The sequence below is a fragment of the Streptomyces sp. NPDC033845 genome (assembly GCF_055576225.1).
On sequence record NZ_JBVIRI010000001.1, the window covers coordinates 81505 to 103933 of the forward strand.

Sequence of the window (22429 nt, forward strand, 5' to 3'; positions counted from 1 at the left end):
CCGGCAACACGGCCCCGGCAGGGCGGCTCGGCAGCACCGCCCCGGCAGGGCGGCCGGGCAGCTTGGGCCCGGCAACACGGCCCGGCAGCACCGCCCCGGCAGGGCTGCCCGGCAGCACGGGCCCGGGCAGCGCGGACCGGCCGTCAGGCCCGGCGGCCGTCAGGGCCCGGCCGTCAGGGCCGCTTGGAGCGGGCCTTGAAGGCCGCCTTGCGGGCCTCCTTGGCGGACACCCGGTCCGGGTGCAGCCGGCCCATCGCCTCCAGCACCTCGGCCGTGGCCGGGTGGTCCACCCGCCACACGGCGTCGAAGAAGCCGGTGTGCCGGTCGGTCAGGGCCTCCATCAGCCCGGACAGTTCGGCCGGCTCCCCGCCGGCCGCCAGCTGGGCGGCGAGGGTGTCCACGGTCAGCCAGAACACCATGGCCTCGCCGGGGGCGGGCACATCGGCGGCGCCGCGTTCGGCCAGCCAGACCCGGGCCAGTCCGCCGAGCTCCGGGTCGTCCAGGACGGCCCGCACCACGGCCTCCACGGCCGCCGGGGTGCCCGTACCGGTGTCGGAGACCGTACCGGCCAGCGAGAGGGCCTGCTGGCAGCGGAGCCGGCGCAGCGGCCCGCCCTCGTCCGCGCCCCGGGCGGCGGCGAGCAGCTCGGCCACCGCACCGGGCAGCTCGCGGCCGGACGCCAGCCACAGCTCGAACTCCGCCTGCGCGGTGGCCTCGGAGAACCCGGACACCTCGTCGAGCAGCACGTCGGCGCCCTGTCCGGCGAGGTCGCCCACGGCGGGGGCACCGACGCCGGCCTCCAGCATCCGGGCCCGGATGCCGTACAGCCCGAGCGCGGTCAGCCGCACCAGCCCGTACCGGGAGACGTCCTCCTCCTCACCGAACTCACCGAACTCACCGAACTCACCGGCCCCGCCGGCACCGCCCGCCGGCTCCGGGCCGAGGAGTTCCTCGTCCTCCGCCTCGGCCATCAGCGCCTCGTCCACCGGCCGGAACTCCACCAGCCCGATCGGCTCCAGCTGCCGGAACTGGTCGTCCAGCCGCATCATCGCGTCGGAGACCTGCTCCAGCACCTCCTCGGTGGGCTCCCCCATGTCCTCGGGCACCACCATGGAGGCGGCGAGCACCGGCAGCGGGACCGGCCCGTCGGAGGCGCCGCCCTCGGCGACGGTCAGCAGGTAGAGGTTGGCGAGCACCCCGTCGAGGAAGTCGGCCTCGCGCTGCGGGTCCCAGTCCAGCTGTTCGAAGTCGATCTCGCCGCCCGCGTCCAGGGCGTCGACCAGGTCCTCCAGATCGGGCACCGCCGCGTCGGCGAGGACGGAGTCGAGGGCAGCCAGCCACAGGTCCAGTACGTCGGCGGGGGTGCCCGAGGTGACCAGGGCCAGGTCCTCGCCGGGCTCGGCGCTGGCGAAGCCGCCCTCGTCCGCGTCCCGTTCCACGTCCTCGGGCTCGGTCACCTCGACCAGCCCGGCGTCCACGGCCACCCGCCAGGCCTGGCTCGCGTGCGCCGGCCCGTCCGGGTCGGCGCCGAGGCCCAGCAGTTCGGCGGCCTCGGCCAGCTGCACGTCCAGGAGTTCCCCGCCGGCCCCGACCCGGGTGCCCGGCCCGGCCCACCGGGCGAGCCGTACGGCCCGTGAGAACACGGGGGTGGCGAGGGCCGCCCGGGCCAGGTCCGCCTCGGGCTGCAGCCGTACCGGCGGCAGCGGGGTATGGGGCTCAGCGGACATGAGGGGTACTCCTCGCACAACAAACGGCAGGTGGGGGAACAGCGGTCCAGCGTAGACGCAATCGGGGTGCCCCCGGCCAGCCGGTGACCCGCCGACCCCTTTGGTTCATCCGACAGTCAGATCACGTATCCCCTGGAGGCCTTGACAACAGGCCTTCCCAAACAGGAAATTGACGCGCGTAGATCTATCGCAGCGATGACGACAGACCGCACCGCCGCTCCGATTTCCCTCACACCCTCACCACCGGAGTCCCGCCCATGCGTTCCTCGCATACCCGTTCCGCCGCCGTCGCGGCCGTCGTGGCGACCGCGCTCGCCACCGGCCTGCTCGCCGGTTCCGCCGACGCGGCCGAAGGCGCCGTGTCCGCCGACCCGGTGCGCATCCACGACATCCAGGGCACCACCCGCATATCGCCCCTGGTCGGCAAGCAGGTCGCCGACGTCGAGGGCATCGTGACCGGTGTCCGGACCTACGGCTCGCGCGGCTTCTGGTTCCAGGACCCCCAGGCCGACGACGACGAGGCCACCAGCGAAGGCGTGTTCGTCTTCACCAGCTCGGTGCCCACCGTCGCGGTCGGCGACGCCGTCAAGGTCTCCGGCCTGGTCGGGGAGTACGTCCCCGGCGGCCTGACCTCCGGCAACCAGTCCGTGACGCAGATCTCCAAGCCCACGGTCACCGTGGTCTCCTCGGGGAACGCGCTGCCCGAGGCCGTCCGCATCAACGAGTACACGGTGCCCGAGGCCTACGCCCCGGCGGGCGACCCGGCCGCCGGCGGCAGCATCAACGGCCTCACCCTGGAGCCGTGGCGGTACGCCCTGGACTACTACGAGTCCCTGGAGGGCACCTCGGTCCGGATCGGGACCTCCCGGGTGGTCGGCGCCACCGACCCGTACTCCGAGCTCTGGGTCACCGTGAAGGGCTGGGAGAACAACACCGCCCGCGGCGGCACCCTCTACGGCTCCTACGACTCGCAGAACACCGGCCGGATCCAGGTCCAGCAGCTCGCCCCCGTCTCCGAGAAGCCCTTCCCGGTGGCGAACGTCGGCGACCGGCTGACCGGTGTCACCGAGGGCCCCCTCGACTTCAACCAGTTCGGCGGCTACACCCTGGTGGCCCGCACCCTGGGCACCGTGCAGTCCAAGAACCTGAAGGCGGAGAAGACCAAGGCGCAGGGCCAGGGCGAGCTCGCCGTGGCCACGTACAACGTCGAGAACCTGGACCCGAGCGACCCGCAGGAGAAGTTCGACGCGCTGGCCAAGGCCGTCGTCGAGAACCTCGCCTCCCCCGACATCGTGGCCCTGGAGGAGATCCAGGACGACACCGGCGCCAAGAACGACGGGGTCGTCTCCGCGAACCAGACCCTCACCAAGTTCACCGACGCGATCAAGGCCGCGGGCGGCCCGGCCTACCAGTGGCGGACCGTCGACCCGGAGAACAACAAGGACGGCGGCGAGCCCGGCGGCAACATCCGCCAGGTGTTCCTGTTCAACCCCGAGCGGGTCTCCTTCACCGAGCGCGCCCCGGGCGACGCGACGACCGCCACCGGGGTCGTCCGGGAGGCCGGCAAGGCCGCCCTCACCCACTCCCCCGGCCGGATCGACCCGGCCAACCCGGCCTGGGAGGCCAGCCGCAAGCCGCTGGCGGGCGAGTTCACCTTCCGCGGCAAGACCGTCTTCGTGATCGCCAACCACTTCGGCTCCAAGGGCGGCGACGAGGGCCTCACCTCGCACCACCAGCCGCCGGTCCGCTCCTCGGAGGCCAAGCGGCTGCTGCAGGCCCAGTCGGTGAACGCCTTCGTCAAGGAACTGCTGGCGGTGCAGAAGAACGCCGACGTCCTGGTCCTCGGCGACATCAACGACTTCGAGTTCTCCGACACCACCAAGGCCCTCGCCGACGGCGGCGCCCTGTACCCGGCGATCAAGTCGCTGCCGAAGTCGGAGCGGTACTCCTACGTCTACCAGGGCAACTCGCAGGTGCTGGACCAGATCCTGACCAGCCCGGCGATCAAGAACTTCACGTACGACAGCGTCCACATCAACGCGGAGTTCGCCGCCCAGAACAGCGACCACGACCCGCAGGTGCTGCGCTTCCGCCCGTAGCCCCAGCGACCCCGGAGGGCCCGGCCGCCGTCCCGGCCGGGCCCTCCGGCACGTCCGGGGCCCCTCGGACAGCGGGTCCGGGGCCCGTCGGGCGACGGGTTCGGGACTTTGGACCCTGGCGTGATCCTGGCCACAGCCCTACGCACCGGGGCGATTTGTGGTGTTGAGTGGCCACACGCTCGATCTTGTCCCGTACCCGCCCGCACTCCCTGGGAGGACCGCGTGTTCCCCTCCATCTCCCTGGTCCAGGAAATCGGCCTCGCCGTCCTGTTCGTGGCCGCAGTCGTCTGGCTGGTGGGCCTGGGCCACATGCTGTGGGACAGCCGCTTCCACCAGAGCCACCCCTCCGACTTCGACGGCCTCCCGGTGATCCCGGCACAGCGGGGCTCCGCCGCCCACCCGATGGAGTCGGTGGAACTCACCGAGGCCGAGCAGCAGGCCTTCGCCGGACTGATCCGCACCCTCCCCCTCCACTGACACGCCGGAGCGCCCTCCCGCCGATGGCGGGAGGGCGCTCGTGGTGTTCCGGCCACCGGCCGGCCGCGCCCGGTCGCGGGTGTCAGTTGTGGCTGTGCAGGACCTCGTTCAGGCCGCCCCAGACCGCGTTGTTCGGGCGGGCCTCGACGGCGCCGGTGACCGAGTTGCGGCGGAACAGGATGTTGCTGGCGCCGGAGAGCTCCAGCGCCTTGACGATCTGGCCGTCCGGCAGGGTGACCCGGGTGCCGGCGGTGACGTACAGGCCGGCCTCGACGATGCACTCGTCGCCCAGCGCGATGCCGACGCCCGCCTCGGCGCCGATCAGGCAGCGCTCGCCGATCGAGATGATCTGCTTGCCGCCGCCCGACAGGGTGCCCATGGTGGAGGCGCCGCCGCCGATGTCGGAGCCGTCGCCGACCACCACGCCCGCGGAGATGCGGCCCTCGACCATGGAGGTGCCCAGGGTGCCCGCGTTGAAGTTGACGAAGCCCTCGTGCATGACCGTGGTGCCCTCGGCCAGGTGCGCGCCCAGCCGAACCCGGTCCGCGTCGGCGATCCGGACGCCCTTGGGGGCCACGTAGTCGGTGAGCCGCGGGAACTTGTCGATCGAGGTCACCTGGAGGTGCAGGCCCTCGGCGCGGGCGTTGAGGCGCACGGTCTCGACCTGGTCGACGGCGACCGGGCCCAGCGAGGTCCAGGCCACGTTGGCGAGCAGCCCGAAGACCCCGTCCAGGTTCTGGCCGTGCGGCTTGACAAGTCGGGTGCTCAGCAGGTGCAGGCGCAGATAGGCGTCGTGGGCGTCCAGCGGCTTGTCCTCCAGCGAGGAGATGACCGTGCGCACGGCGACGACCTCGACCCCGCGGACGGCGTCCGAGCGGAGCGCCTTGGCCGCGGCGGCGCCGAGGAGTTCCACGGCCCGCTCGGCGGTGAGGCGCTCGGTGCCGGCCGGGCCGGGCTCCTCGGCCAGCTCGGGGGCGGGGAACCAGGTGTCGAGGACGGTGCCGTCGGGGGTGATGGTGGCAAGTCCGGCGGCGACGGCGCCGGTGGTACGCGTAGCAGTCATGCCCGAAACCTAACCGGCGACCGGCCGCGCCCGCGAACCGGTCTCATGTGCCGGTCGTACGGCGTGGCGCACCGGAACGGCGCCGGGGCGCGCCCGGGTGCGCCCCGGCGGACCGGTGCGGGCCGGTGCGGGCCGGTGCGGGCCGGTTCAGGCCGGTTCAGGCCGGTTCAGGCCGGTTCAGGCCGGTTCAGGCCGGTTCAGGCCGGTTCAGGCCGGGCGGAGGATCCGGGCGAGGACCTCGCGGGCGTGCTCCTCCTCGTACGGCCGGTCCGTCAGGAGGGCCTGGAGGGCGATGCCGTCCATCAGCGCCACCAGGGCCCGGGCGGTGGCCGGGTCGGTGCGGCCGGTCAGAGCGGACGCCATGGCCTCGCACCACTCCGCCGCCACCGGGCGCAGGGCCGGGCGGCGCAGCGCCGCGAGGTAGAGCTCGTACTCCAGCTCCACGCGCCCCCGGTCGGCGGCCAGCAGCTCGCCGAGCAGCCGGGCCAGCGCGTCGGCCAGGTCCGCCGTCGGGTCGGCCATCGCCGGGGAGGCGGCCACCACGGCGGCGAACCCGTCGTTGGCCCGGCGCAGGGCGGCCACCAGCAGTTCGTCGAGGGTGGCGAAGTGGTAGGTGGTGGAGCCCAGCGGCACATCGGCCTCGGCGGCCACGGTCCGGTGGCTCAGTCCGGCGATGCCCTTGGCGCCCACCACCCGGATGGCCGCGTCGATGATCCGTTCCCGCCGGTCCGGGTCGTACCTCCGGGTGCCCGCCATCAGTGCGCGCCGCCCAGGTTGAGCAGGACCACTCCGGCGATCACCAGTGCGATCCCGGTGATCTTCACCGCTCCGGCGGACTCCCCGAGGAACAGCATGCCGATCGCGGCGACGGCGGCGGTGCCGACGCCCGCCCAGATCGCATAGGCGGTGCCCACGGACATCGACTTCAGGGTCTGGGCGAGGAGGGTGAAGGCGATCGCGTAGCCGAGCAGGGTGCCGAGGGAGGGCCAGAGCCTGCTGAAACCGTCGCTGTACTTCATGGCGGTGGTTCCGGCGACCTCGGCGGCGATGGCCGCGGCAAGCAGTACGTAGGGCATGAGTACGACTGTACACAACGTTGCGTACAGCCGTACACATCCTGAGCGCCCGGCAAGATCCGCAAGCGCCGGGCTAGCGGCGCAGCAGGAACCAGGCGGACCGGGACTTCTTCCACTCCGGGTGGTCCAGGTCCTTGGCCTCGGTGCCGTCCCCGTAGAGGTCGGCCGCCCCGCTGTCGGTGATCAGCTGGACCGGTGCGCCGGGCCACCGCAGGTCGGGCACCTCGACGACGGCCTCCCAGCCGCCCGGGTCGGTGGTCGGCAGGTCGGCCCGCTTCACCGGGGCGTGTCCGGGGGCCCCGTCCCACTGGTAGAGGGCGTAGGGGTCGGAGTTGTCGTCGGCGGCCCAGGAGCCGGCCAGGATCAGGTACTGGTTCGCGGCGTTCCTGCGGATGTCGCGGACGGCCAGGCCGCCCAGGTCCAGCTCGATGCCCGCGCCGAACACCGGCTTGGCGCCGTCCGCCACCACCCGGTCGAAGTTGACCACCGGCACGACCAGGGCCTTGCCGCCGAGCGCGGCGGGCGCCAGCGGCGCGCGGAAGCCCAGGTAGGCGGTGCCGGTGGAGCCGGGGGCGAACTCCAGGCCCTCCACGTTGAAGCCGTCGATCTGCTTGGGCACCTGTCCGGCGGCGGTGCCGGCCGCGAACCCGTAGCGGTCGCCGTTGGCCCGGTCCCAGGCGATCAGGTCCTCGCGGAGGGTCCGGTAGGCGGTGCCGAAGGTGATCTCGGTGCCGGCGCCCGAACCGGTGACGGTGGTGGTGAAGACCGTGTTCCGCTCGGCCTTGTACTTGCCGTCCTTGTTGTTGCCGAGCGAGCCGGTCCAGTAGACGGTGTTCCCGACCCGGGTGGCGGCCTCGATGTCGGCCTCCTTCTTCAGGCCCAGGGCCGGACCTAGGTCCCAGGTCTTCACCGGGCCGCCGGAGCGGGTCCGGTCGAACAGCCGGATCACATTGGACTCGTCGTCGGCCACCAGCACGTGCCCGCCGCCCACCGGCACCGCGGCGGAGGCGTCCGAGGAGCCGGTCAGATAGCGGGGGGCGAGCCCGCCGGTGACCTTGGCGGAGGCCGCGTAGGAGAGGACGGCCGTGGCGGTCTTCCCGCCCCGCCCGGTCACCTCCAGGGTCAGGTCGGTGTAGCCCTGGGCGCGGGCCCGGACGGTCAGCCGCCGGTCACCGGTCCAGGTCCGCTCCTGCCGCACGTCTCGCACGTCCGCCACGGCCGGGTTGCTGGAGGACACCACGCGCAGCCGCAGGAACCCGTCGGGGACCCCGGCCTGGGCGATGTCCACGGTCACGGCCGGCTCGGCCTCCCCGCCCACCGCGCCGCTCAGATGGCCGGCGGACAGCGAGACCGTCACATCGGCGGCCGCCGGGACCCCGCCGGCCACCGCGTGCGCGGGGGCGGTCAGCCCGGCCACCAGCAGGGCCGCGGCCCCGGCCGCTCCGGCGGCTCCCCGGCGGCGGCCTGCGGTCGAAAGACGAACGGTCACAGATGGTCCTCTCGTGTGTGGCCGGCACGGCATGCCGGCCGTCGAGAAGAGTCCACTCCCGGACCGAATTCCGGGTTCACACCGAGGGTACGCCGGGCGAACAGCAGGGGCCCCCTGCGCCGAAGCGGAGGGGGCCCCTGGGTGGTGCGCTGCTGCTCAGACGTTGAAGCCGAGGGCGCGGAGCTGCTCGCGGCCGTCGTCGGTGATCTTGTCCGGGCCCCACGGCGGCATCCAGACCCAGTTGATCCGGAGCTCGTTCACGATGCCCTCGGTGGCGGACTTCGCCTGGTCCTCGATGACGTCCGTGAGCGGGCAGGCCGCCGAGGTGAGCGTCATGTCGAGGGTGGCGATGTTGGCGTCGTCGATGTGGATGCCGTAGATCAGGCCCAGGTTGACGACGTCGATGCCCAGCTCGGGGTCGACCACGTCGTAGAGGGCCTCGCGGACCTCCTCCTCGGTGGCCGGCTTGATCGACGCCTCGGGCGTCGCGTTCTCGGTCATGCCGTCGTCTCCTTCTCCACGCCGCCCAGAGCCTGGGCCGTCGCGTCCTTCCACGCCATCCAGCTGAGCAGAGCACACTTCACGCGTGCCGGGTACTTGGAGACGCCGACGAACGCGACCGCGTCCTCCAGCACCTCCTCCATCGCCTCGTCGGGCTCGGTGCGGCCCTTCGACTGCATCATCTCCAGGAAGACTTCCTGGATCTTCTGTGCCTCGGCGAGTTCCTTGCCGACCAGCAGTTCGTTCAGCACGGAGGCGCTGGCCTGGCTGATGGAGCAGCCCTGGCCCTCGTAGCTGACGTCCGTCAGCTTCTCGCCGTCGTACTTCACGCGCAGGGTGATCTCGTCGCCGCACGTCGGATTGACGTGGTGCACCTCGGCGTCGCCGTCGCGCAGACCTCGGCCGTGCGGGTGCTTGTAGTGGTCCAGGATCAGTTCCTGGTACATGGAATCCAGCTTCACAGGTGCGCCGCCCCTCTACCCGAAGAAGTTCCGTACGTGCTCCAGCCCGTCGACGAGTGCGTCGACCTCGGCCGGAGAGGAGTACAGGTAGAAGGACGCCCGGGTGGTCGCGGGAATTCCGTAGCGCAGGCAGACCGGGCGGGCGCAGTGGTGGCCCACGCGGACGGCGATGCCCTGCTCGTCCAGGACCTGGCCCACGTCGTGCGGGTGGATGTCCCCGAGGGTGAAGGAGATCGCGGCGCCGCGGTCCTCGGCCGTGGTGGGGCCGATGATCCGCAGGTCGGGGACCTCCAGCAGGCGCCGGACGGCGTACTCGGTGATCGCGTGCTCATGCGCGGCGATCTTGTCCATGCCGATGGCGGACAGGTAGTCCACGGCCGCGCCGAGGCCGACGGCCTGGGCGATCGGGGGGGTGCCCGCCTCGAACTTGTGGGGTGCCGGGGCGTAGGTCGAGGCGTGCATGGACACGGTCTCGATCATCTCGCCGCCGCCGAGGAACGGGGGCAGGTCCTCCAGCAGCTCCTGGCGGCCCCAGAGCACGCCGATGCCGGTCGGGCCGCACATCTTGTGGCCGGTGAAGGCCACGAAGTCGGCGCCGAGGGCCTGGACGTCCAGGGGCATGTGCGGGGCGGCCTGGGAGGCGTCGATCAGCACCAGGGCGCCGACGTCCTGGGCGCGCCGGACGATCGCCTCGACCGGGTTGACGGTGCCCATGATGTTGGAGACCAGCGTGAAGGAGACGATCTTCGTCTTCTCCGTGATGACCTCTTCGATGTTGGACAGGTCGAGCCGGCCGTCGTCGGTCAGGCCGAACCACTTCAGCTTCGCGCCGGTGCGCTGCGCGAGCAGCTGCCACGGGACGATGTTGGAGTGGTGCTCCATCTCGGTGATGGCGATCTCGGTGTCGCGGTCCACCCGGTAGGGCTCGTCGGCCCAGCCGAGCATGTTCGCGACCAGGTTGAGCGACTCGGAGGCGTTCTTCGTGAAGATGACCTCGTCGCGGCTCGGCGCGTTGATGAAGGCGGCGACCTTGTCACGGGCGCCTTCGTACAACGCCGTGGCCTCCTCGGCCAGCACGTGCACGCCGCGGTGGACGTTGGCGTTGTGCTGTTCGTAGTACTCGCTCAGCGCGTCGAGTACCTGGCGCGGCTTCTGCGAGGTCGCCGCGTTGTCCAGATAGACGATCTTCTTCCCGTCGTGGACCACACGATCCAGCAGGGGGAAGTCCTTGCGGATCGCCTCGATGTCGAGGAGGCCAGGCAGCTGTGTCACGCGGTCGCGCCACCCTTCACGTACTTGTCGTAGCCCTCGGCCTCAAGCTGGTCGGCGAGCTCGGCGCCGCCGGACTCGGCGATGCGGCCGTTCGCGAACACGTGCACGAAGTCGGGCTTGATGTAGCGGAGGATGCGCGTGTAGTGGGTGATCAGCAGGGTGCCGACCTCACCGCCCTCGCGGACCCGGTTCACGCCCTCGGAGACGATGCGCAGGGCGTCGACGTCCAGGCCGGAGTCGGTCTCGTCGAGGATCGCGATCTTCGGCTTGAGGAGCTCCAGCTGGAGGATCTCGTGGCGCTTCTTCTCGCCGCCGGAGAAGCCCTCGTTGACGTTGCGCTCGGCGAAGGCCGGGTCCATGTGGAGCTGCTCCATCGCGGACTTGACCTCCTTCACCCAGGTGCGCAGCTTGGGGGCCTCGCCGCGGACGGCGGTGGCGGAGGTCCGCAGGAAGTTGGAGACCGAGACTCCGGGGACCTCGACCGGGTACTGCATGGCGAGGAAGACGCCGGCGCGGGCGCGCTCGTCGACGGACATCTCCAGGACGTCTTCGCCGTCGAGGGTCACGGTGCCACCGGTGATGGTGTACTTCGGGTGCCCGGCCAGCGAGTACGCCAGGGTGGACTTGCCCGAGCCGTTCGGCCCCATGATGGCGTGCGTCTCACCCTGCTTGACGGTGAGGTCGACACCCTTGAGGATCTCGCGGGCGCCATTCTCGGCCTCGACGGAGACGTGCAGGTCGTGGATTTCAAGCGTTGCCATGGGTGCCTCAGGACTCCTGGGAGAGGGGGGCGGCCACGTCGACGAGGACGCTGCCCCCTTCGATCTTTACGGGGTATACGGGAACGGGGCGCGTCGCGGGCAGCCCGGACGGCTTGCCGGTACGCAGGTCGAACGCCGAGCCGTGCAGCCAGCACTCGATCTGGCAGTCTTCGACCTCGCCCTCGGAGAGTGACACGTTCGCGTGCGAGCAGATGTCGTTGATCGCGAACACCTCCCCCTCGGTGGAGACGATGGACACCGGCGTGCCGTCCAGGTCCACCCGCTTGGGGGTGTCCTGTTCCAGCTCGCTCAGCGAACAGGCCTTGACGTAGGTCATCAGGCGGACGCCTCGAGTTCGGCCTCGATCTTCGTGATCAGGCGCTCCTCGATGTCCGTGACACCGATCTGCTGGATGAGTTCGGCGAAGAAGCCGCGGACCACCAGGCGGCGGGCCTCGTCCGCGGGGATGCCGCGGGCCTGGAGGTAGAAGAGCTGCTCGTCGTCGAAGCGGCCGGTCGCGGAGGCGTGGCCGGCGCCGACGATCTCGCCGGTCTCGATCTCCAGGTTCGGTACCGAGTCGACCCGCGCGCCGTCCGTGAGGACCAGGTTGCGGTTCATCTCGTAGGTGTCGGTGCCCTCGGCGGTCTTCTCGATGAGGACGTCGCCGATCCACACCGCGTGGGCGCCTTCGCCCTGGAGGGCGCCCTTGTAGATCACGTTGGACGTGCAGTGCGGGGCGTCGTGGGTGACCAGGAGGCGGTGCTCCTGGTGCTGGCCGGCGTCGGTGAGGTACAGGCCGAGCAGTTCGGCCTCGCCGCCGGGGCCCGCGTAGGTGACCCGCGGGTGGAGCCGGACCAAGTCGCCGCCGAAGGTGACGACCACGGACTTGAAGCTGGCGTCCCGGCCGATCAGCGCGTTGTGCTGGGAGGTGTGGACGGCGGTGTCGTCCCAGTCCTGCACGGACACGAAGGTGACCTTGGCGCCGTCGCCGACGAGGATGTCGACGTTGGCGGCGCGGACGCCGTCACCGGTGTGGTCGATGACGATGATCGCCTCGGCGAAGGGCTTGATGTCGAAGACGGTGTGACCGAAGGTCGTGCCGCCCTCGCCGTGCAGGGCGACCCGGATGGGCTCGGCCAGCACGGTCTCCTTGGCCACGGTGACGACCGTGGCCTTGGCGAACGAGGAGAAGGCCTGGGCGGCGACCCGGTCCACCGGGGTGCCGGCCTTGCCGATGCGCTCGTCGCCGCGGTCCACGGACTCGACCGTGACGCCCTCGGGGGCGTCGATCTGGGCCTTCATGGTGCCGTTGGCGACCGCGCTGCCGTCGTGGAGTCCGCGCAGCCGCGCCAGCGGGGTGAACCGCCACTCCTCCTCGCGGCCGTGCGGCACCGGGAAGTCCGCCACGTCGAAGGACGGCGGTGCGCTCATCCGGGTGGCGACGGTGGACTCCGCCGCCACCGCGATGGAGCCGGCGGTGGTGGAGCCCACTGCGTTGTTCTGAGCCTCAGCCATGGCTGTCGTCTTGCTCTCTTCCTGCGTCTTGCGTCACGTCAAAGGGATCTGCGCGGATGGCGCGGCCGGGCGGCGGTACTAGCCGACCGAGCCCTCCATCTGCAGCTCGATCAGCCGGTTGAGCTCCAGGGCGTACTCCATGGGCAGCTCCTTCGCGATCGGCTCGACGAAGCCGCGCACGATCATGGCCATGGCCTCGAACTCGGTGAGCCCGCGCTGCATCAGGTAGAACAGCTGGTCGTCGGAGACCTTGGAGACGGTCGCCTCGTGGCCCATGGTCACGTCGTCCTCGCGGACGTCCACGTAGGGGTACGTGTCCGAGCGGGAGATGGTGTCGACGAGCAGGGCGTCGCAGAGGACGTTGCTCTTCGAGCCGGGCGCGCCCTCGCCGATCTCGACCAGACCGCGGTAGGAGGTGCGGCCGCCGCCCCGGGCCACCGACTTGGAGACGATGTTCGAGGAGGTGTTCGGCGCCATGTGGACCATCTTGGAGCCGGCGTCCTGGTGCTGGCCCTCGCCGGCGAAGGCGATGGAGAGGGTCTCGCCCTTGGCGTGCTCGCCCATCAGGTAGACGGCCGGGTACTTCATGGTGACCTTGGAACCGATGTTGCCGTCGATCCACTCCATGGTCGCGCCCTCGTACGCCACGGCGCGCTTGGTGACCAGGTTGTAGACGTTGTTCGACCAGTTCTGGATCGTCGTGTAGCGGCAGCGGCCGCCCTTCTTCACGATGATCTCGACCACGGCGCTGTGCAGCGAGTCCGAGGAGTAGATCGGGGCGGTGCAGCCCTCGACGTAGTGGACGTAGGCGTCCTCGTCGACGACGATCAGCGTCCGCTCGAACTGGCCCATGTTCTCGGTGTTGATCCGGAAGTAGGCCTGGAGGGGGATCTCCACCTGCACGCCCTTGGGCACGTAGATGAACGATCCGCCCGACCACACGGCCGTGTTCAGCGAGGCGAACTTGTTGTCGCCGACCGGGATGACGGTGCCGAAGTACTCCTTGAAGAGTTCCTCGTGCTCCTTCAGCGCGGTGTCGGTGTCGACGAAGATGACGCCCTGCTCCTCCAGGTCCTCGCGGATCTGGTGGTAGACGACCTCGGACTCGTACTGGGCGGCGACACCGGCGACCAGGCGCTGCTTCTCCGCCTCCGGGATGCCGAGCTTGTCGTACGTGTTCTTGATGTCCTCGGGCAGTTCCTCCCAGGAAGCGGCCTGCTTCTCGGTGGAACGGACGAAGTACTTGATGTTGTCGAAGTCGATGCCGGAGAGGTCGGAGCCCCAGGTCGGCATGGGCTTCTTGTCGAAGAGCTTCAGGCCCTTGAGGCGGAGCTTCAGCATCCACTCGGGCTCGTTCTTCTTGGACGAGATGTCGCGGACGACGTCCTCGTTGAGGCCGCGCTTCGCGGCGGCGCCGGCCGCGTCGGAGTCGGCCCAGCCGTACTCGTACTTACCCAGGCCCTCAAGTTCAGGGTGAGCAGTCTCCGTGGTCATGCGGGGTTCCTCCCGGCCGTGCTTGCAGATGCTGGTGTGTGTGCCTGTGCGCTGCCCGCCCCCGCGCCGCGCGGGATGAAGGTCGTGCACACCCCGTCGCCGTGGGCGATCGTGGCGAGCCGCTGCACATGCGTCCCGAGCAGGCGGGAGAAGACCTCGGTCTCCGCCTCGCACAGCTGCGGGAACTGCTCGGCGACATGGGCTACCGGGCAGTGGTGCTGACAGAGCTGTTCGCCGCTGTGCGGACCGGGAGCGCTCTTCGCCGTAGCAGCGTACCCGTCCACGGTCAACGCCTTGGCAAGGGCCTCGGTGCGCTCCGCGGGGTCCGCGGCGTCCACGGCCGCCCGGTAGGCCTCGGCCTGGGCGTCCAGTCTGGCCTTCGCGAAGGCGGCGACCGCCGCCTCGCCCTGTTCGCCGCCGCCGGCGGACTGCGCGATCCAGCGCAGGGCGTCCGCAGCGAGGGCGTCGTAGGACTGGTCGAAGGCGTCGCGCCCGCAGTCGGTGAGCGCGAAGACCTTGGCGGGCCGGCCCCGGGTGCGGGCTCCGTACACGCGCTGCTCGCGGGGTTCGACCACGTCGTCGGTGACGAGCGTGTCGAGGTGGCGGCGGACGGCGGCCTGGGTGAGGCCGAGCCGCCGGGCGAGGTCGGCGACGGTGGACGGACCGTGGTCCAGGATGGACCGCGCGACCCGGTTGCGGGTGGACCGCTCCCCGGTCGCGAGCTCCCCCTGGGGGGTCTCGTTCAGCCGTTCGCCGTATTTCACAACGCCATTGTTGCGTAATTAAGCGAGCCGCGACAAGCCGTGATGGAGGCCACGCGCGGTGGCCTCCATCACTAAGGGTTACCTAATTTATCTACGGAGAGTTATGCGGAGGGCATCGCTCCGAGATCGCGCCGGGCCCCTCCGGTGAACCAGTACACGGCTCCCACCAGCAATCCCCCGCCCACGATGTTCCCGGGAACGGTGAACATCAGATTTCGGAAAAGATCACCGAACGCTGCTGAGCCATCCAGGATCGCCAGACTGAAAAGAGCCATGTTCGCCACGCAGTGCTCGAATCCCACGGCCACGAACACCGCCACCGGCAGCCACAGCACGAAGATCTTGGCGGCGTCCCCGCGGGCCCGGGTGAACATCCAGATGGCGATGCAGACCAGCATGTTGCAGAGCACCGCGCGCCAGAACAGCTGCCCGCCGCTCAGCGCCATCTTGGCGTGCACCATCTCCGCCAGCATCGCCCTCGCGGGCGGCGCGGAGGTCACCCCCGAGGCGTGCACCATGGCCCCGAAGGCGAAGGCCCCGACCAGGTTCCCGGCCAGCGACAGCGACCAGGACAGCACCAGGTCCCGCCAGCCGGTCCGCCCGGACAGCGCCCCGACCAGCATCACCATCACGTTGCTGGTGAACAGCTGGGCCCCGGCGAACATCACGATGGTCAGGGCGATCGGGAAGACCGCCCCCTCCAGCAGCTTCACCGCCGCCGAGCCCTTCGCCACGAACGGCGAGATCGCCACCAGCAGCAGCACCTCACCGATCCCGATGTACGCGCCCGCGAGCATCGCCGACACGAAGTACCGCGGCGGATGCCCCAGGTCGTGGGCCTTGTGCTCGGCCTGCCCGGAGGTGGCCTCGACGTTCTGCGCGATGCTGTTCACCGTTCCACGCTAGGCCGCCGGAGGCCCGCCGCCGGCCCGAAAAGGTCACCAGCCGGCGGCCCGGCGGCCCCCGCCCCCGGGGACCAAGGGCCCGTCCGGAGGGCGCCCCCGGGCTCCGTAGACTCACCCGCATGAGCAACGACCCCGCCGTGCGGATCCGCGAGCTGGTGAAGCGGTACGGCACCAAGACAGCGGTGGACGGCCTGGACCTCACCGTCGAGAGGTCCTCGGTCACCGCGGTCCTCGGTCCCAACGGCGCGGGCAAGACGACCACTGTGGAAACCGCCGAGGGCTATCTCCGGCCGGACTCCGGCACGGTCCGGGTGCTCGGCCTCGACCCGGTCGCCGACGCCGCGGCACTGCGCCCGCGGATCGGGGTGATGCTCCAGTCCGGCGGGGTCTACTCCGGCGCCCGCGCCGTGGAGATGCTCCGCCACATGGCCAAGCTGTACGCCGACCCGCTCGACGTGGACGGCCTGGTCGAACGCCTCGGCCTGGGCGGCTGCGGCCGCACCCCCTACCGCCGGCTGTCCGGCGGCCAGCAGCAGCGCCTCGCCCTGGCCATGGCCGTGGTCGGGCGCCCCGAGCTGGTCTTCCTCGACGAGCCCACGGCCGGCCTGGACCCGCAGGCCCGCCGCGCCACCTGGGACCTCGTACGGGAACTGCGCGCCGACGGGGTCACCGTCGTGCTCACCACCCACCACATGGACGAGGCCGAGCAGCTCGCCGACCGGGTCGCCGTCATCGACGCCGGCCGGGTCATCGCCGACGGCAGCCCCGAGGAGCTGTGCCGCGGCGGCGCCGAGAACACCCTGCGCTTCACCGGCCGGCCCGCCCTGGACCTGCCCTCCCTGCTGAAGGCGCTGCCGGACGGCGCCCAGGCCGCCGAGCTCACCCCCGGCGTCTACCGGGTCACCGCCGAGGTCGACCCACAGCTGCTGGCCACCGTCGCCTCCTGGTGCGCCCAGCACGGGGTGATGCCGGACAGCCTCTCGGTCGAGCGGCACACCCTGGAGGACGTCTTCTTGGAACTCACCGGTAAGGAGCTGCGCGGATGAGCGCCGGCACGTTCACCCCCCGGCCCGGGGCCGCCCCGGTCGGCCGGATGGTCGCCGCGCAGGCCGCGCTGGAGACCCGGATGCTGCTCCGCAACGGGGAGCAGCTGCTGCTCACCGTGATCATCCCGGCGCTGCTGCTGACCCTGTTCTCGGTGGTGGACATCGTCGACACCGGCGCCGGGAAGTCCGTGGACTTCCTGGCCCCCGGGGTGCTGGCGCTGGCCGTGATGTCCACCGCCTTCACCGGCCAGGCCATCGCCACCGGTTTCGACCGGCGCTACGGGGTGCTGAAGCGGCTCGGCGCCTCCCCGCTGCCGCGCTGGGCGCTGATGGCCGCGAAGACCCTGTCGGTGCTGGTCACCGAGGTCCTCCAGATCGCCCTGCTGACCGGGATCGCGCTGGCCCTGGGCTGGTCCCCGCGGGGGAACCCGCTCTCCGTGGCCCTGCTGGTGCTGCTCGGTACGGCCGCCTTCTCCGGGCTGGGGCTGCTGATGGCCGGCACCCTGAAGGCCGAGGTGACCCTGGCGGCCGCCAATCTGGTGTTCCTGCTGCTGCTGGTGGCCGGCGGGGTGATCGTGCCGCTGGACAAGTTCCCCGGGGCGGTCCGCTCCGCCCTCGAACTGCTGCCGATCTCGGCGCTCTCCGAGGGGCTCCGTGACGTGCTCCGGGACGGTGTCGCGCTGCCCTGGGGCCAGGTGGCGGTGCTGGCCGTCTGGTCGGTGCTGGGGCTCGGTGCCGCGGCCCGCTTCTTCCGCTGGGAGTGAATCCCTTCCGCTGTGCGCGGCCGAGCCGCGAGGATGGACGCCTCCACTCGTGAGGTGATCCTCGCGGGGTGACGCCGGGGGGCGGGCATGGCGCGGCGAGAGGCCGTTCTGCGGCTGGACGAGCAGTGGGCACGGATCCGGTCGGGGGCCGCGCACGCGGATCCCGACGAGGCCGACCGGCTGCTGGGCGAGCTGATCACCGCGTTGCGGGAGCCGGCCCGGACCGATCCGGACTGCGCGGCCCGGCTGGGCCTGCGGCTGTCCGATCTGGCCGGCCGCCGCTTCGCGCACGGGGACCGGGCCGGGGCGCTGTCCGCGGTGGAGGAGGGCCTGCGGCACGCGCAGCAGGCCGCCGAGCACTCCCCCGAGTACACCCGCTGGTACGCCCGCGGGCTGATCAACCAGGGCGTCTGGCTGGCCTGGCCGCTGAGCGACGGGCTGCGGCTGCCGCGCTATCCGCTGGGCACGGCCGCCGTGGAGGGGCCCGGCCCGATGGAGCGGGCGGCCGGTGAGCGGGCCGTGGGGCTGACCCGGACCGCGGTGGACGTGTGGCGCGGCCTGGACCAGACCGATCCGGTGAACCGGCAGGGGCTGGCCCAGGCGAAGGTGTTCCTCGGGGACCGGCTGGCCGAGCTGGGGTTCGCCGAGGACGCGGTGGCCTGGGCGGTGGACGCGGAGAGCGACTTCCGGGGGCTGCTGCTGACCGGCCCCGCCGATCCGGACCTGGCCCTGGAGGCCGAGGAGGCCCTGGAGCACATCGGGCGCCAGCTGGAACTGCGGCTGCGCTTCCTGTCCTTCGAGTCGCTGGCCCGGTTGCGGACCGACGGGCTGCTGGCCGAGCCGCTGCTGCCGCAGGCGGTGGTGGCGGCCCGGATCCAGGGTCTGGAGCCTGACCGGATCGCGGCCGGGCTGCGGCTGGACGCGGAGCACGTGCACACCATGTTGGAGGTGACCCCCTGGCTGGCGGTCTGGCGGTTCGAGGTGCGGGGGCCCGACGGGCTCTGGACCATACTCGACCATCCATGGCATAGCGCCTCAGATGTAAGAAATAGGACAGCAGAGGACGTAGCGTCAGAACTGGTACGCGGCTTCAAGGAGTCCGCGGACTGCCCCGGCTCCGCCGGGTATTGGCGGCTGCACGTCTGGTGGCAGACCGAAGGGGACCCGGCCGCCGCCCGGTTCCGGCTGGTCAGCAGCCCCGAGCCGGGACCCGCGGCGCGAGCTGACGACCCCTCGTGAATCTTTGCACAAGGGGTCGCCTACGATATGGGGCGTGTTGAACCCCTTCGCATACATCGCCAGCCGCTGGACCCCGTCACCCCGGATCGTCCGGCGGGCCGCGCTGACCGCCCTCGTCATGACGGTGGTCATCGTCGTCACCGGCGGCGCGGTGCGGCTGACCGGATCCGGTCTCGGCTGCGACACCTGGCCCAAGTGCACCGACGACAACCTGTTCGCCACCCCCGCCCAGGGGGTGCACGGGGCCATCGAGTTCGGCAACCGGATGCTGACGTACGTGCTGAGCGCGTCCGTCGGCTGGTCCATCCTGGCGGCCCGCTGCGCCAAGCCGTGGCGGCGCTCGCTCACCCGGCTCGGCTGGACCCAGTTCGCCCTGGTCCTCGCCAACGCGGTGCTCGGCGGCATCACCGTGATGACCGGCCTCAACCCCTACAGCGTGGCCGGGCACTTCCTGCTCGCCACCGGGCTGATCACGGTGACCGCGCTCACCTGGCAGCGGGCCCGCGAGGGCGACGGCGCCCCCCGGCCCCGCGTCCCGGCACCGGTCCGCAAGCTGTCCTGGGCGCTGGTCGCCGCCACCCTGGTACTGATCGCCGCGGGCACCGTGGTGACCGGTTCGGGGCCGCACGCGGGCGACAGCAGCGAGGTGAAGCGGATGGACTTCGACTGGGCCACCACCGCCCATGTGCATGCCGTCGCGGCCTGGCTGGTCTGCGCCCTGGCGGTGGCGATGTGGCTGGTGCTGCGGGTGGCGGACGCCCCCCTGGACACCCGGGCCCGGGCCCGCGACCTGCTGGTCGTGCTGCTCGCCCAGGGCGCCATCGGCTACGTCCAGTTCTTCACCGACCTCCCCGAGGTCCTGGTGGGCGCCCATATGCTCGGCTCCTGCCTGGTCTGGATCGCCGTCCTCCGGCTGGTCCTCAGCCTGCGCGAGCGCCCCGAGGAGCGGGCGGGCATCCCCTCCCAGACCGATCCCGAGCTGACCTCCGTCTGACCGGCCCCCGGTCCGTCCCCGGCCGGCCCCTCAGGGCAGCAGCGCGGGGGCGGACCGGGCGGCCGGCGGGCGCGGCGGCTCCGCCCGGGCCGCCAGCCGGTACACCCGGCGGGCGTTCTCCGCGGCCAGCAGGGCCGCCACCCGTTCGGCGTCCCGCGCGGACCAGGACCCGTCCGCCACCCAGCCGCCCAGCACCCGGCCCAGCGCCTCCCGGAACACCAGGGCGGCCACCGTGTGCAGTTCGGGCAGCTGACGGCCCCCGCTGGAGAACATCAGTTTCCCGAAGGGCGCCCGTTCGAGGAACTCGGCGAGCACCCCGGCGGCCCGGGCCCCGGTGTGTCCGAGGGCCGGGCCCAGATCGGCGTAGACGTGCGGGAAGGCCGCGGCCAGCTGGGCGGTCCCCCGGTGGTGCGGGTAGCCGTGCAGCAGCACCAGATCGGTGCCCAGCCCCTCGGTGGCCCGGACGAAGTCGGTGAGCAGCGCCGGATCGGCCCGGTCGGCCCGCCGGGCGGGGTCCGCCCCGCCGGTGTGGAGCTGGAGCGGCAGCCCGGAGGCCACCGCGCTCCACAGCAGGTGCCGGATCAGCACCGGGTCCCGTACCGGTCCGCCCTCGGCCCGGCCGGCCAGCCAGCGGCCGGCCGCCTGCCGGACCTCCCCGCCGCCGGGCGGCCCGGGGGCGAAGGCCAGTTCCAGTCCGCAGCCCGCCGGTCCGCCGCAGGTGAAGGCGACGGCGTCCACGGCGGCCGCCCGGATCGCCTCGGCGAGGTTCTCCAGGAAGGCGGCGGGGGTGCCGGAGGTGTCGGCGACCCGGACGGCGAGCGGTTCCAGCCGGACGATCTCGTATCCGGCGGCCCGGCCGGCCGCCGCCAGTTCGGCGGGCCGGGTCAGGTCCCCGGGCAGCCCGGTGTCCACCAGAAAGGTACCGATCCCCGAGCCGGCCAGGAGCCGCCGCCGGGATTCCAGTACGCCGAGCTCCCGGCGGCGCGCCAGATAGCGGGCGGGCGGGGCGTGCGGCTCCAGGCCGAGCAGCGGGGGGCACCATCTGCGCACGGCGAATCCGGCCTGGGTGTCGAAGAAGGTGGTGCCGGCGGCGGCCGGGGCGCGGGAGCCCGAGAGGTGGGCCTCGAAGCCCCCGAGGCCCAGCTCGGTGCGGAGCACACCGTGGCAGTGGTGGTCCACCAGGGGTGGCGTTTCGATCAACCGGTCGATCATCGGGGCATCCCGTGGTGGACGGCGCGCTTCTTCCACCCCTCCTAACGGGTGACCCCGTACGGAGGTATCGCCCCTAGGGGGTGTCCCCCTGGGCCCCGGGCTTCGCTTCCTCCGCCTCGGAAGCGGCCTCGGCTTTGGGAGCCGCCTCGGGCTCGGGCTCGGGCTCCGGCTCCGGGGCGGCCGCGGGCGCCGCGGCGGCCGGCGGGTTGGCCGGGCCGCCCAGTTGGATGCCCGCCATGCGGGTCCATTCGTACGGGCCGGTGCGGACCTTGGCCGCCATCTCCCCGTCGAACTCCTCCTGGAGGCTCAGACCGGCCTTCTCGGCCGCCAGTGCGGCGACCTCCCGGCTGGGGGCGACCAGGTCCCCCCAGCCGCCGTCCTCGCCCACGAGCACGATCCGGGTGCCGGCCTGGCCGATGTACGCGATCTGGCCCTCGGCACCGCCGTGGGCGCGGCTGAACGCGCCGATCTGCTTGGCCAGCTTGGCCGCGGTGCGCTCCTGCTTGGTGTCTGCCATGAACGGCATGCTACCGGCGGGTAATCAACGGAGGAAGGGATCCACGGCCACCGCGACGAAGAGAAGCGACACATAGGTGATCGACCAGTGGAACAGCCGCATCTCCTTGAGCTTCCCTCCGGTCAGACCGGCCTTGGCCCGCGCGTGCAGGGCGTGCGCCTCCCACAGCCACCAGCCGCCGGCCAGCAGGGCCACCGATGTGTAGAACCAGCCGGTGTAGCCCAGCGGGGTGAGCAGCAGCGAGACGCCGACCATCACCCAGCTGTAGAGGACGATCTGCCGGGCGACCACCCGGTTGCCCGCGACCACCGGCAGCATCGGCACGCCGACCCGCGCGTAGTCCTCCTTCACCTTCATGGACAGCGGCCAGTAGTGCGGCGGCGTCCAGAAGAAGATGACCAGGAAGAGGATGACGGCGGCCCAGGACATCGAGTTGGTGACGGCGGACCAGCCGATCAGCACCGGCAGGCAGCCGGCGATCCCGCCCCAGACGATGTTCTGGGTGGTGCGCCGCTTCAGCAGCATCGTGTAGACGACCACGTAGAAGAGGAGCGCGCCGAGCGAGAGCGCCGCGGACAGCCAGTTGACCAGCAGGCCGAACCACAGGGTGGACACCACCGCGAGGGTGACGCCGAAGACGATGGTCTCGCGCGGACTGACCATGCCGGTGACCAGCGGACGCTGGGCCGTACGGTCCATCAGCGCGTCGATGTCCCGGTCGATGTACATGTTCAGCGCGTTGGCGCCGCCGGCCGACAGGTAGCCGCCGACGCAGGTGGCGAGGACCAGCCACAGCGACGGGACGCCCTGTTCGGCGAGGAACATGACCGGCACGGTCGTGATGAGCAGCAGCTCGATGATCCGCGGCTTGGTCAGTGCCACGAAAGCCATGACCCGGGCCCCGAACGGCCGGTGGGCGGGGCTCGTCCCGAGCACCCCCGCTGGACGGGATTCGACGGCCGTCACGCACACCCCTGACGAAAGACTCCCAGCAAGCCCGGTTCACACACCGACATGGCCTCCGTCATGCGGGGCATGAGGGGCGTGAAGGAG

The 22429-nt window shown here is 71.7% G+C and carries 22 protein-coding genes and 1 pseudogene; 6 read left to right on the top strand and 17 right to left on the bottom strand.

Annotation, left to right across the window (positions count from 1 at the left end; genetic code table 11):
- Nucleotides 1–173: 173 nt before the first annotated feature.
- Nucleotides 174–1727, bottom strand: coding sequence for a hypothetical protein (locus ACZ50K_RS00395; protein WP_468895422.1), 1554 nt, complete (start codon nucleotides 1725–1727; stop codon nucleotides 174–176).
- A 257-nt stretch (nucleotides 1728–1984) separates the two neighbouring features.
- Here ACZ50K_RS00395 and ACZ50K_RS00400 point away from each other — a divergent pair, with 257 nt between their 5' ends.
- Both ACZ50K_RS00400 and ACZ50K_RS00405 read left to right on the top strand, forming a co-directional pair.
- The gene (locus ACZ50K_RS00400) at nucleotides 1985–3826 is read left to right on the top strand and encodes an endonuclease/exonuclease/phosphatase family protein (protein WP_468895425.1); all 1842 of its coding nucleotides are present in this window, start codon (nucleotides 1985–1987) and stop codon (nucleotides 3824–3826) included.
- Nucleotides 3827–4048: 222 nt separating this feature from the next.
- A complete protein-coding gene (locus ACZ50K_RS00405; RefSeq protein ID WP_468895428.1) occupies nucleotides 4049–4303 on the top strand; it encodes a hypothetical protein in 255 nt (84 codons plus the stop codon).
- A gap of 82 nt (nucleotides 4304–4385) precedes the next feature.
- On the opposite strand, the gene dapD is transcribed toward ACZ50K_RS00405, so the two are convergent.
- From dapD to ACZ50K_RS00470, 13 genes are all read right to left on the bottom strand, one after another.
- The gene (gene dapD / locus ACZ50K_RS00410) at nucleotides 4386–5366 is read right to left on the bottom strand and encodes a 2,3,4,5-tetrahydropyridine-2,6-dicarboxylate N-succinyltransferase (RefSeq protein ID WP_468895431.1); all 981 of its coding nucleotides are present in this window, start codon (nucleotides 5364–5366) and stop codon (nucleotides 4386–4388) included.
- A gap of 207 nt (nucleotides 5367–5573) precedes the next feature.
- Complete coding sequence (locus ACZ50K_RS00415; RefSeq protein WP_468895434.1) at nucleotides 5574–6122, bottom strand: TetR/AcrR family transcriptional regulator; 549 nt, start codon at nucleotides 6120–6122, stop codon at nucleotides 5574–5576.
- Nucleotides 6122–6442, bottom strand: coding sequence for a DMT family transporter (locus ACZ50K_RS00420; protein ID WP_468895438.1), 321 nt, complete (start codon nucleotides 6440–6442; stop codon nucleotides 6122–6124). The genes ACZ50K_RS00415 and ACZ50K_RS00420 overlap by 1 nt, the downstream gene beginning before the upstream one ends.
- 73 nt (nucleotides 6443–6515) lie before the next feature.
- The gene (locus ACZ50K_RS00425; protein WP_468895441.1) at nucleotides 6516–7931 is read right to left on the bottom strand and encodes a hypothetical protein; all 1416 of its coding nucleotides are present in this window, start codon (nucleotides 7929–7931) and stop codon (nucleotides 6516–6518) included.
- 156 nt (nucleotides 7932–8087) lie between these two features.
- Nucleotides 8088–8432: a metal-sulfur cluster assembly factor gene (locus ACZ50K_RS00430; protein ID WP_007263433.1), complete on the bottom strand. Its 345-nt coding sequence runs from the start codon at nucleotides 8430–8432 to the stop codon at nucleotides 8088–8090.
- Nucleotides 8429–8893, bottom strand: coding sequence for a Fe-S cluster assembly sulfur transfer protein SufU (sufU, locus tag ACZ50K_RS00435; RefSeq protein ID WP_468895444.1), 465 nt, complete (start codon nucleotides 8891–8893; stop codon nucleotides 8429–8431). The genes ACZ50K_RS00430 and sufU overlap by 4 nt, the downstream gene beginning before the upstream one ends.
- Nucleotides 8894–8908: 15 nt before the next feature.
- Entirely contained in the window at nucleotides 8909–10165 is a 1257-nt protein-coding gene (locus ACZ50K_RS00440; protein ID WP_468895447.1) for a cysteine desulfurase, read from the bottom strand.
- Complete coding sequence (gene sufC / locus ACZ50K_RS00445) at nucleotides 10162–10926, bottom strand: Fe-S cluster assembly ATPase SufC (protein WP_468895450.1); 765 nt, start codon at nucleotides 10924–10926, stop codon at nucleotides 10162–10164. The genes ACZ50K_RS00440 and sufC overlap by 4 nt, the downstream gene beginning before the upstream one ends.
- 7 nt (nucleotides 10927–10933) lie before the next feature.
- Nucleotides 10934–11263 (bottom strand): bifunctional 3-phenylpropionate/cinnamic acid dioxygenase ferredoxin subunit, encoded by a 330-nt coding sequence (locus ACZ50K_RS00450; protein WP_468895453.1) that lies wholly within the window; start codon nucleotides 11261–11263, stop codon nucleotides 10934–10936.
- Nucleotides 11263–12441, bottom strand: a complete 1179-nt coding sequence (sufD, locus tag ACZ50K_RS00455; protein WP_468895456.1) for a Fe-S cluster assembly protein SufD — start codon at nucleotides 12439–12441, stop codon at nucleotides 11263–11265. The genes ACZ50K_RS00450 and sufD overlap by 1 nt, the downstream gene beginning before the upstream one ends.
- Nucleotides 12442–12519: 78 nt before the next feature.
- Nucleotides 12520–13935, bottom strand: a complete 1416-nt coding sequence (gene sufB, locus ACZ50K_RS00460) for a Fe-S cluster assembly protein SufB (RefSeq protein ID WP_468895459.1) — start codon at nucleotides 13933–13935, stop codon at nucleotides 12520–12522.
- Nucleotides 13932–14681 (bottom strand): helix-turn-helix transcriptional regulator, encoded by a 750-nt coding sequence (locus ACZ50K_RS00465; RefSeq protein WP_468897125.1) that lies wholly within the window; start codon nucleotides 14679–14681, stop codon nucleotides 13932–13934. The genes sufB and ACZ50K_RS00465 overlap by 4 nt, the downstream gene beginning before the upstream one ends.
- A 119-nt stretch (nucleotides 14682–14800) precedes the next feature.
- Entirely contained in the window at nucleotides 14801–15592 is a 792-nt protein-coding gene (locus tag ACZ50K_RS00470; protein ID WP_468895462.1) for a formate/nitrite transporter family protein, read from the bottom strand.
- 131 nt (nucleotides 15593–15723) lie between these two features.
- Here ACZ50K_RS00470 and ACZ50K_RS00475 point away from each other — a divergent pair, with 131 nt between their 5' ends.
- From ACZ50K_RS00475 to ACZ50K_RS00490, 4 genes are all read left to right on the top strand, one after another.
- Nucleotides 15724–16650, top strand: a complete 927-nt coding sequence (locus tag ACZ50K_RS00475) for an ABC transporter ATP-binding protein (RefSeq protein ID WP_468895465.1) — start codon at nucleotides 15724–15726, stop codon at nucleotides 16648–16650.
- Nucleotides 16647–17414 carry an ABC transporter permease gene (locus ACZ50K_RS00480; protein WP_468895468.1) on the top strand — a complete coding sequence of 256 codons (768 nt, stop codon included), beginning with the start codon at nucleotides 16647–16649 and terminating at the stop codon, nucleotides 17412–17414. The genes ACZ50K_RS00475 and ACZ50K_RS00480 overlap by 4 nt, the downstream gene beginning before the upstream one ends.
- 87 nt (nucleotides 17415–17501) lie before the next feature.
- Nucleotides 17502–18653, top strand: a complete 1152-nt coding sequence (locus ACZ50K_RS00485; RefSeq protein ID WP_468895471.1) for a hypothetical protein — start codon at nucleotides 17502–17504, stop codon at nucleotides 18651–18653.
- Between the two features lie 4 nt (nucleotides 18654–18657).
- Nucleotides 18658–19647, top strand: a complete 990-nt coding sequence (locus ACZ50K_RS00490) for a COX15/CtaA family protein (protein WP_468895474.1) — start codon at nucleotides 18658–18660, stop codon at nucleotides 19645–19647.
- A 30-nt stretch (nucleotides 19648–19677) separates the two neighbouring features.
- Here the strand turns inward: ACZ50K_RS00490 and ACZ50K_RS00495 are convergent, their stop codons facing one another.
- The 3 genes and pseudogenes from ACZ50K_RS00495 to ACZ50K_RS00505 form a co-directional block, all read right to left on the bottom strand.
- Entirely contained in the window at nucleotides 19678–20847 is a 1170-nt protein-coding gene (locus tag ACZ50K_RS00495) for an amidohydrolase family protein (protein ID WP_468897127.1), read from the bottom strand.
- A 217-nt stretch (nucleotides 20848–21064) separates the two neighbouring features.
- Nucleotides 21065–21376: pseudogene (locus ACZ50K_RS00500) on the bottom strand (hypothetical protein); the annotation flags it as partial.
- Between the two features lie 24 nt (nucleotides 21377–21400).
- Nucleotides 21401–22348 (bottom strand): heme o synthase, encoded by a 948-nt coding sequence (locus ACZ50K_RS00505; RefSeq protein WP_468895477.1) that lies wholly within the window; start codon nucleotides 22346–22348, stop codon nucleotides 21401–21403.
- Between the last annotated feature and the right edge of the window lie 81 nt (nucleotides 22349–22429).

Coding starts and splice junctions, on each gene's coding strand:
- sufD (WP_468895456.1), bottom strand. CDS start 12,441: ATGGCTGAGGCTCAGAACAACGCAGTGGGCTCCACCACCGCCGGCTCC.
- ACZ50K_RS00420 (WP_468895438.1), bottom strand. CDS start 6,442: ATGCCCTACGTACTGCTTGCCGCGGCCATCGCCGCCGAGGTCGCCGGA.
- ACZ50K_RS00415 (WP_468895434.1), bottom strand. CDS start 6,122: ATGGCGGGCACCCGGAGGTACGACCCGGACCGGCGGGAACGGATCATC.
- ACZ50K_RS00480 (WP_468895468.1), top strand. CDS start 16,647: ATGAGCGCCGGCACGTTCACCCCCCGGCCCGGGGCCGCCCCGGTCGGC.
- sufB (WP_468895459.1), bottom strand. CDS start 13,935: ATGACCACGGAGACTGCTCACCCTGAACTTGAGGGCCTGGGTAAGTAC.
- sufC (WP_468895450.1), bottom strand. CDS start 10,926: ATGGCAACGCTTGAAATCCACGACCTGCACGTCTCCGTCGAGGCCGAG.
- ACZ50K_RS00400 (WP_468895425.1), top strand. CDS start 1,985: ATGCGTTCCTCGCATACCCGTTCCGCCGCCGTCGCGGCCGTCGTGGCG.
- dapD (WP_468895431.1), bottom strand. CDS start 5,366: ATGACTGCTACGCGTACCACCGGCGCCGTCGCCGCCGGACTTGCCACC.
- ACZ50K_RS00475 (WP_468895465.1), top strand. CDS start 15,724: ATGAGCAACGACCCCGCCGTGCGGATCCGCGAGCTGGTGAAGCGGTAC.
- ACZ50K_RS00430 (WP_007263433.1), bottom strand. CDS start 8,432: ATGACCGAGAACGCGACGCCCGAGGCGTCGATCAAGCCGGCCACCGAG.
- ACZ50K_RS00485 (WP_468895471.1), top strand. CDS start 17,502: ATGGCGCGGCGAGAGGCCGTTCTGCGGCTGGACGAGCAGTGGGCACGG.
- ACZ50K_RS00450 (WP_468895453.1), bottom strand. CDS start 11,263: ATGACCTACGTCAAGGCCTGTTCGCTGAGCGAGCTGGAACAGGACACC.
- ACZ50K_RS00395 (WP_468895422.1), bottom strand. CDS start 1,727: ATGTCCGCTGAGCCCCATACCCCGCTGCCGCCGGTACGGCTGCAGCCC.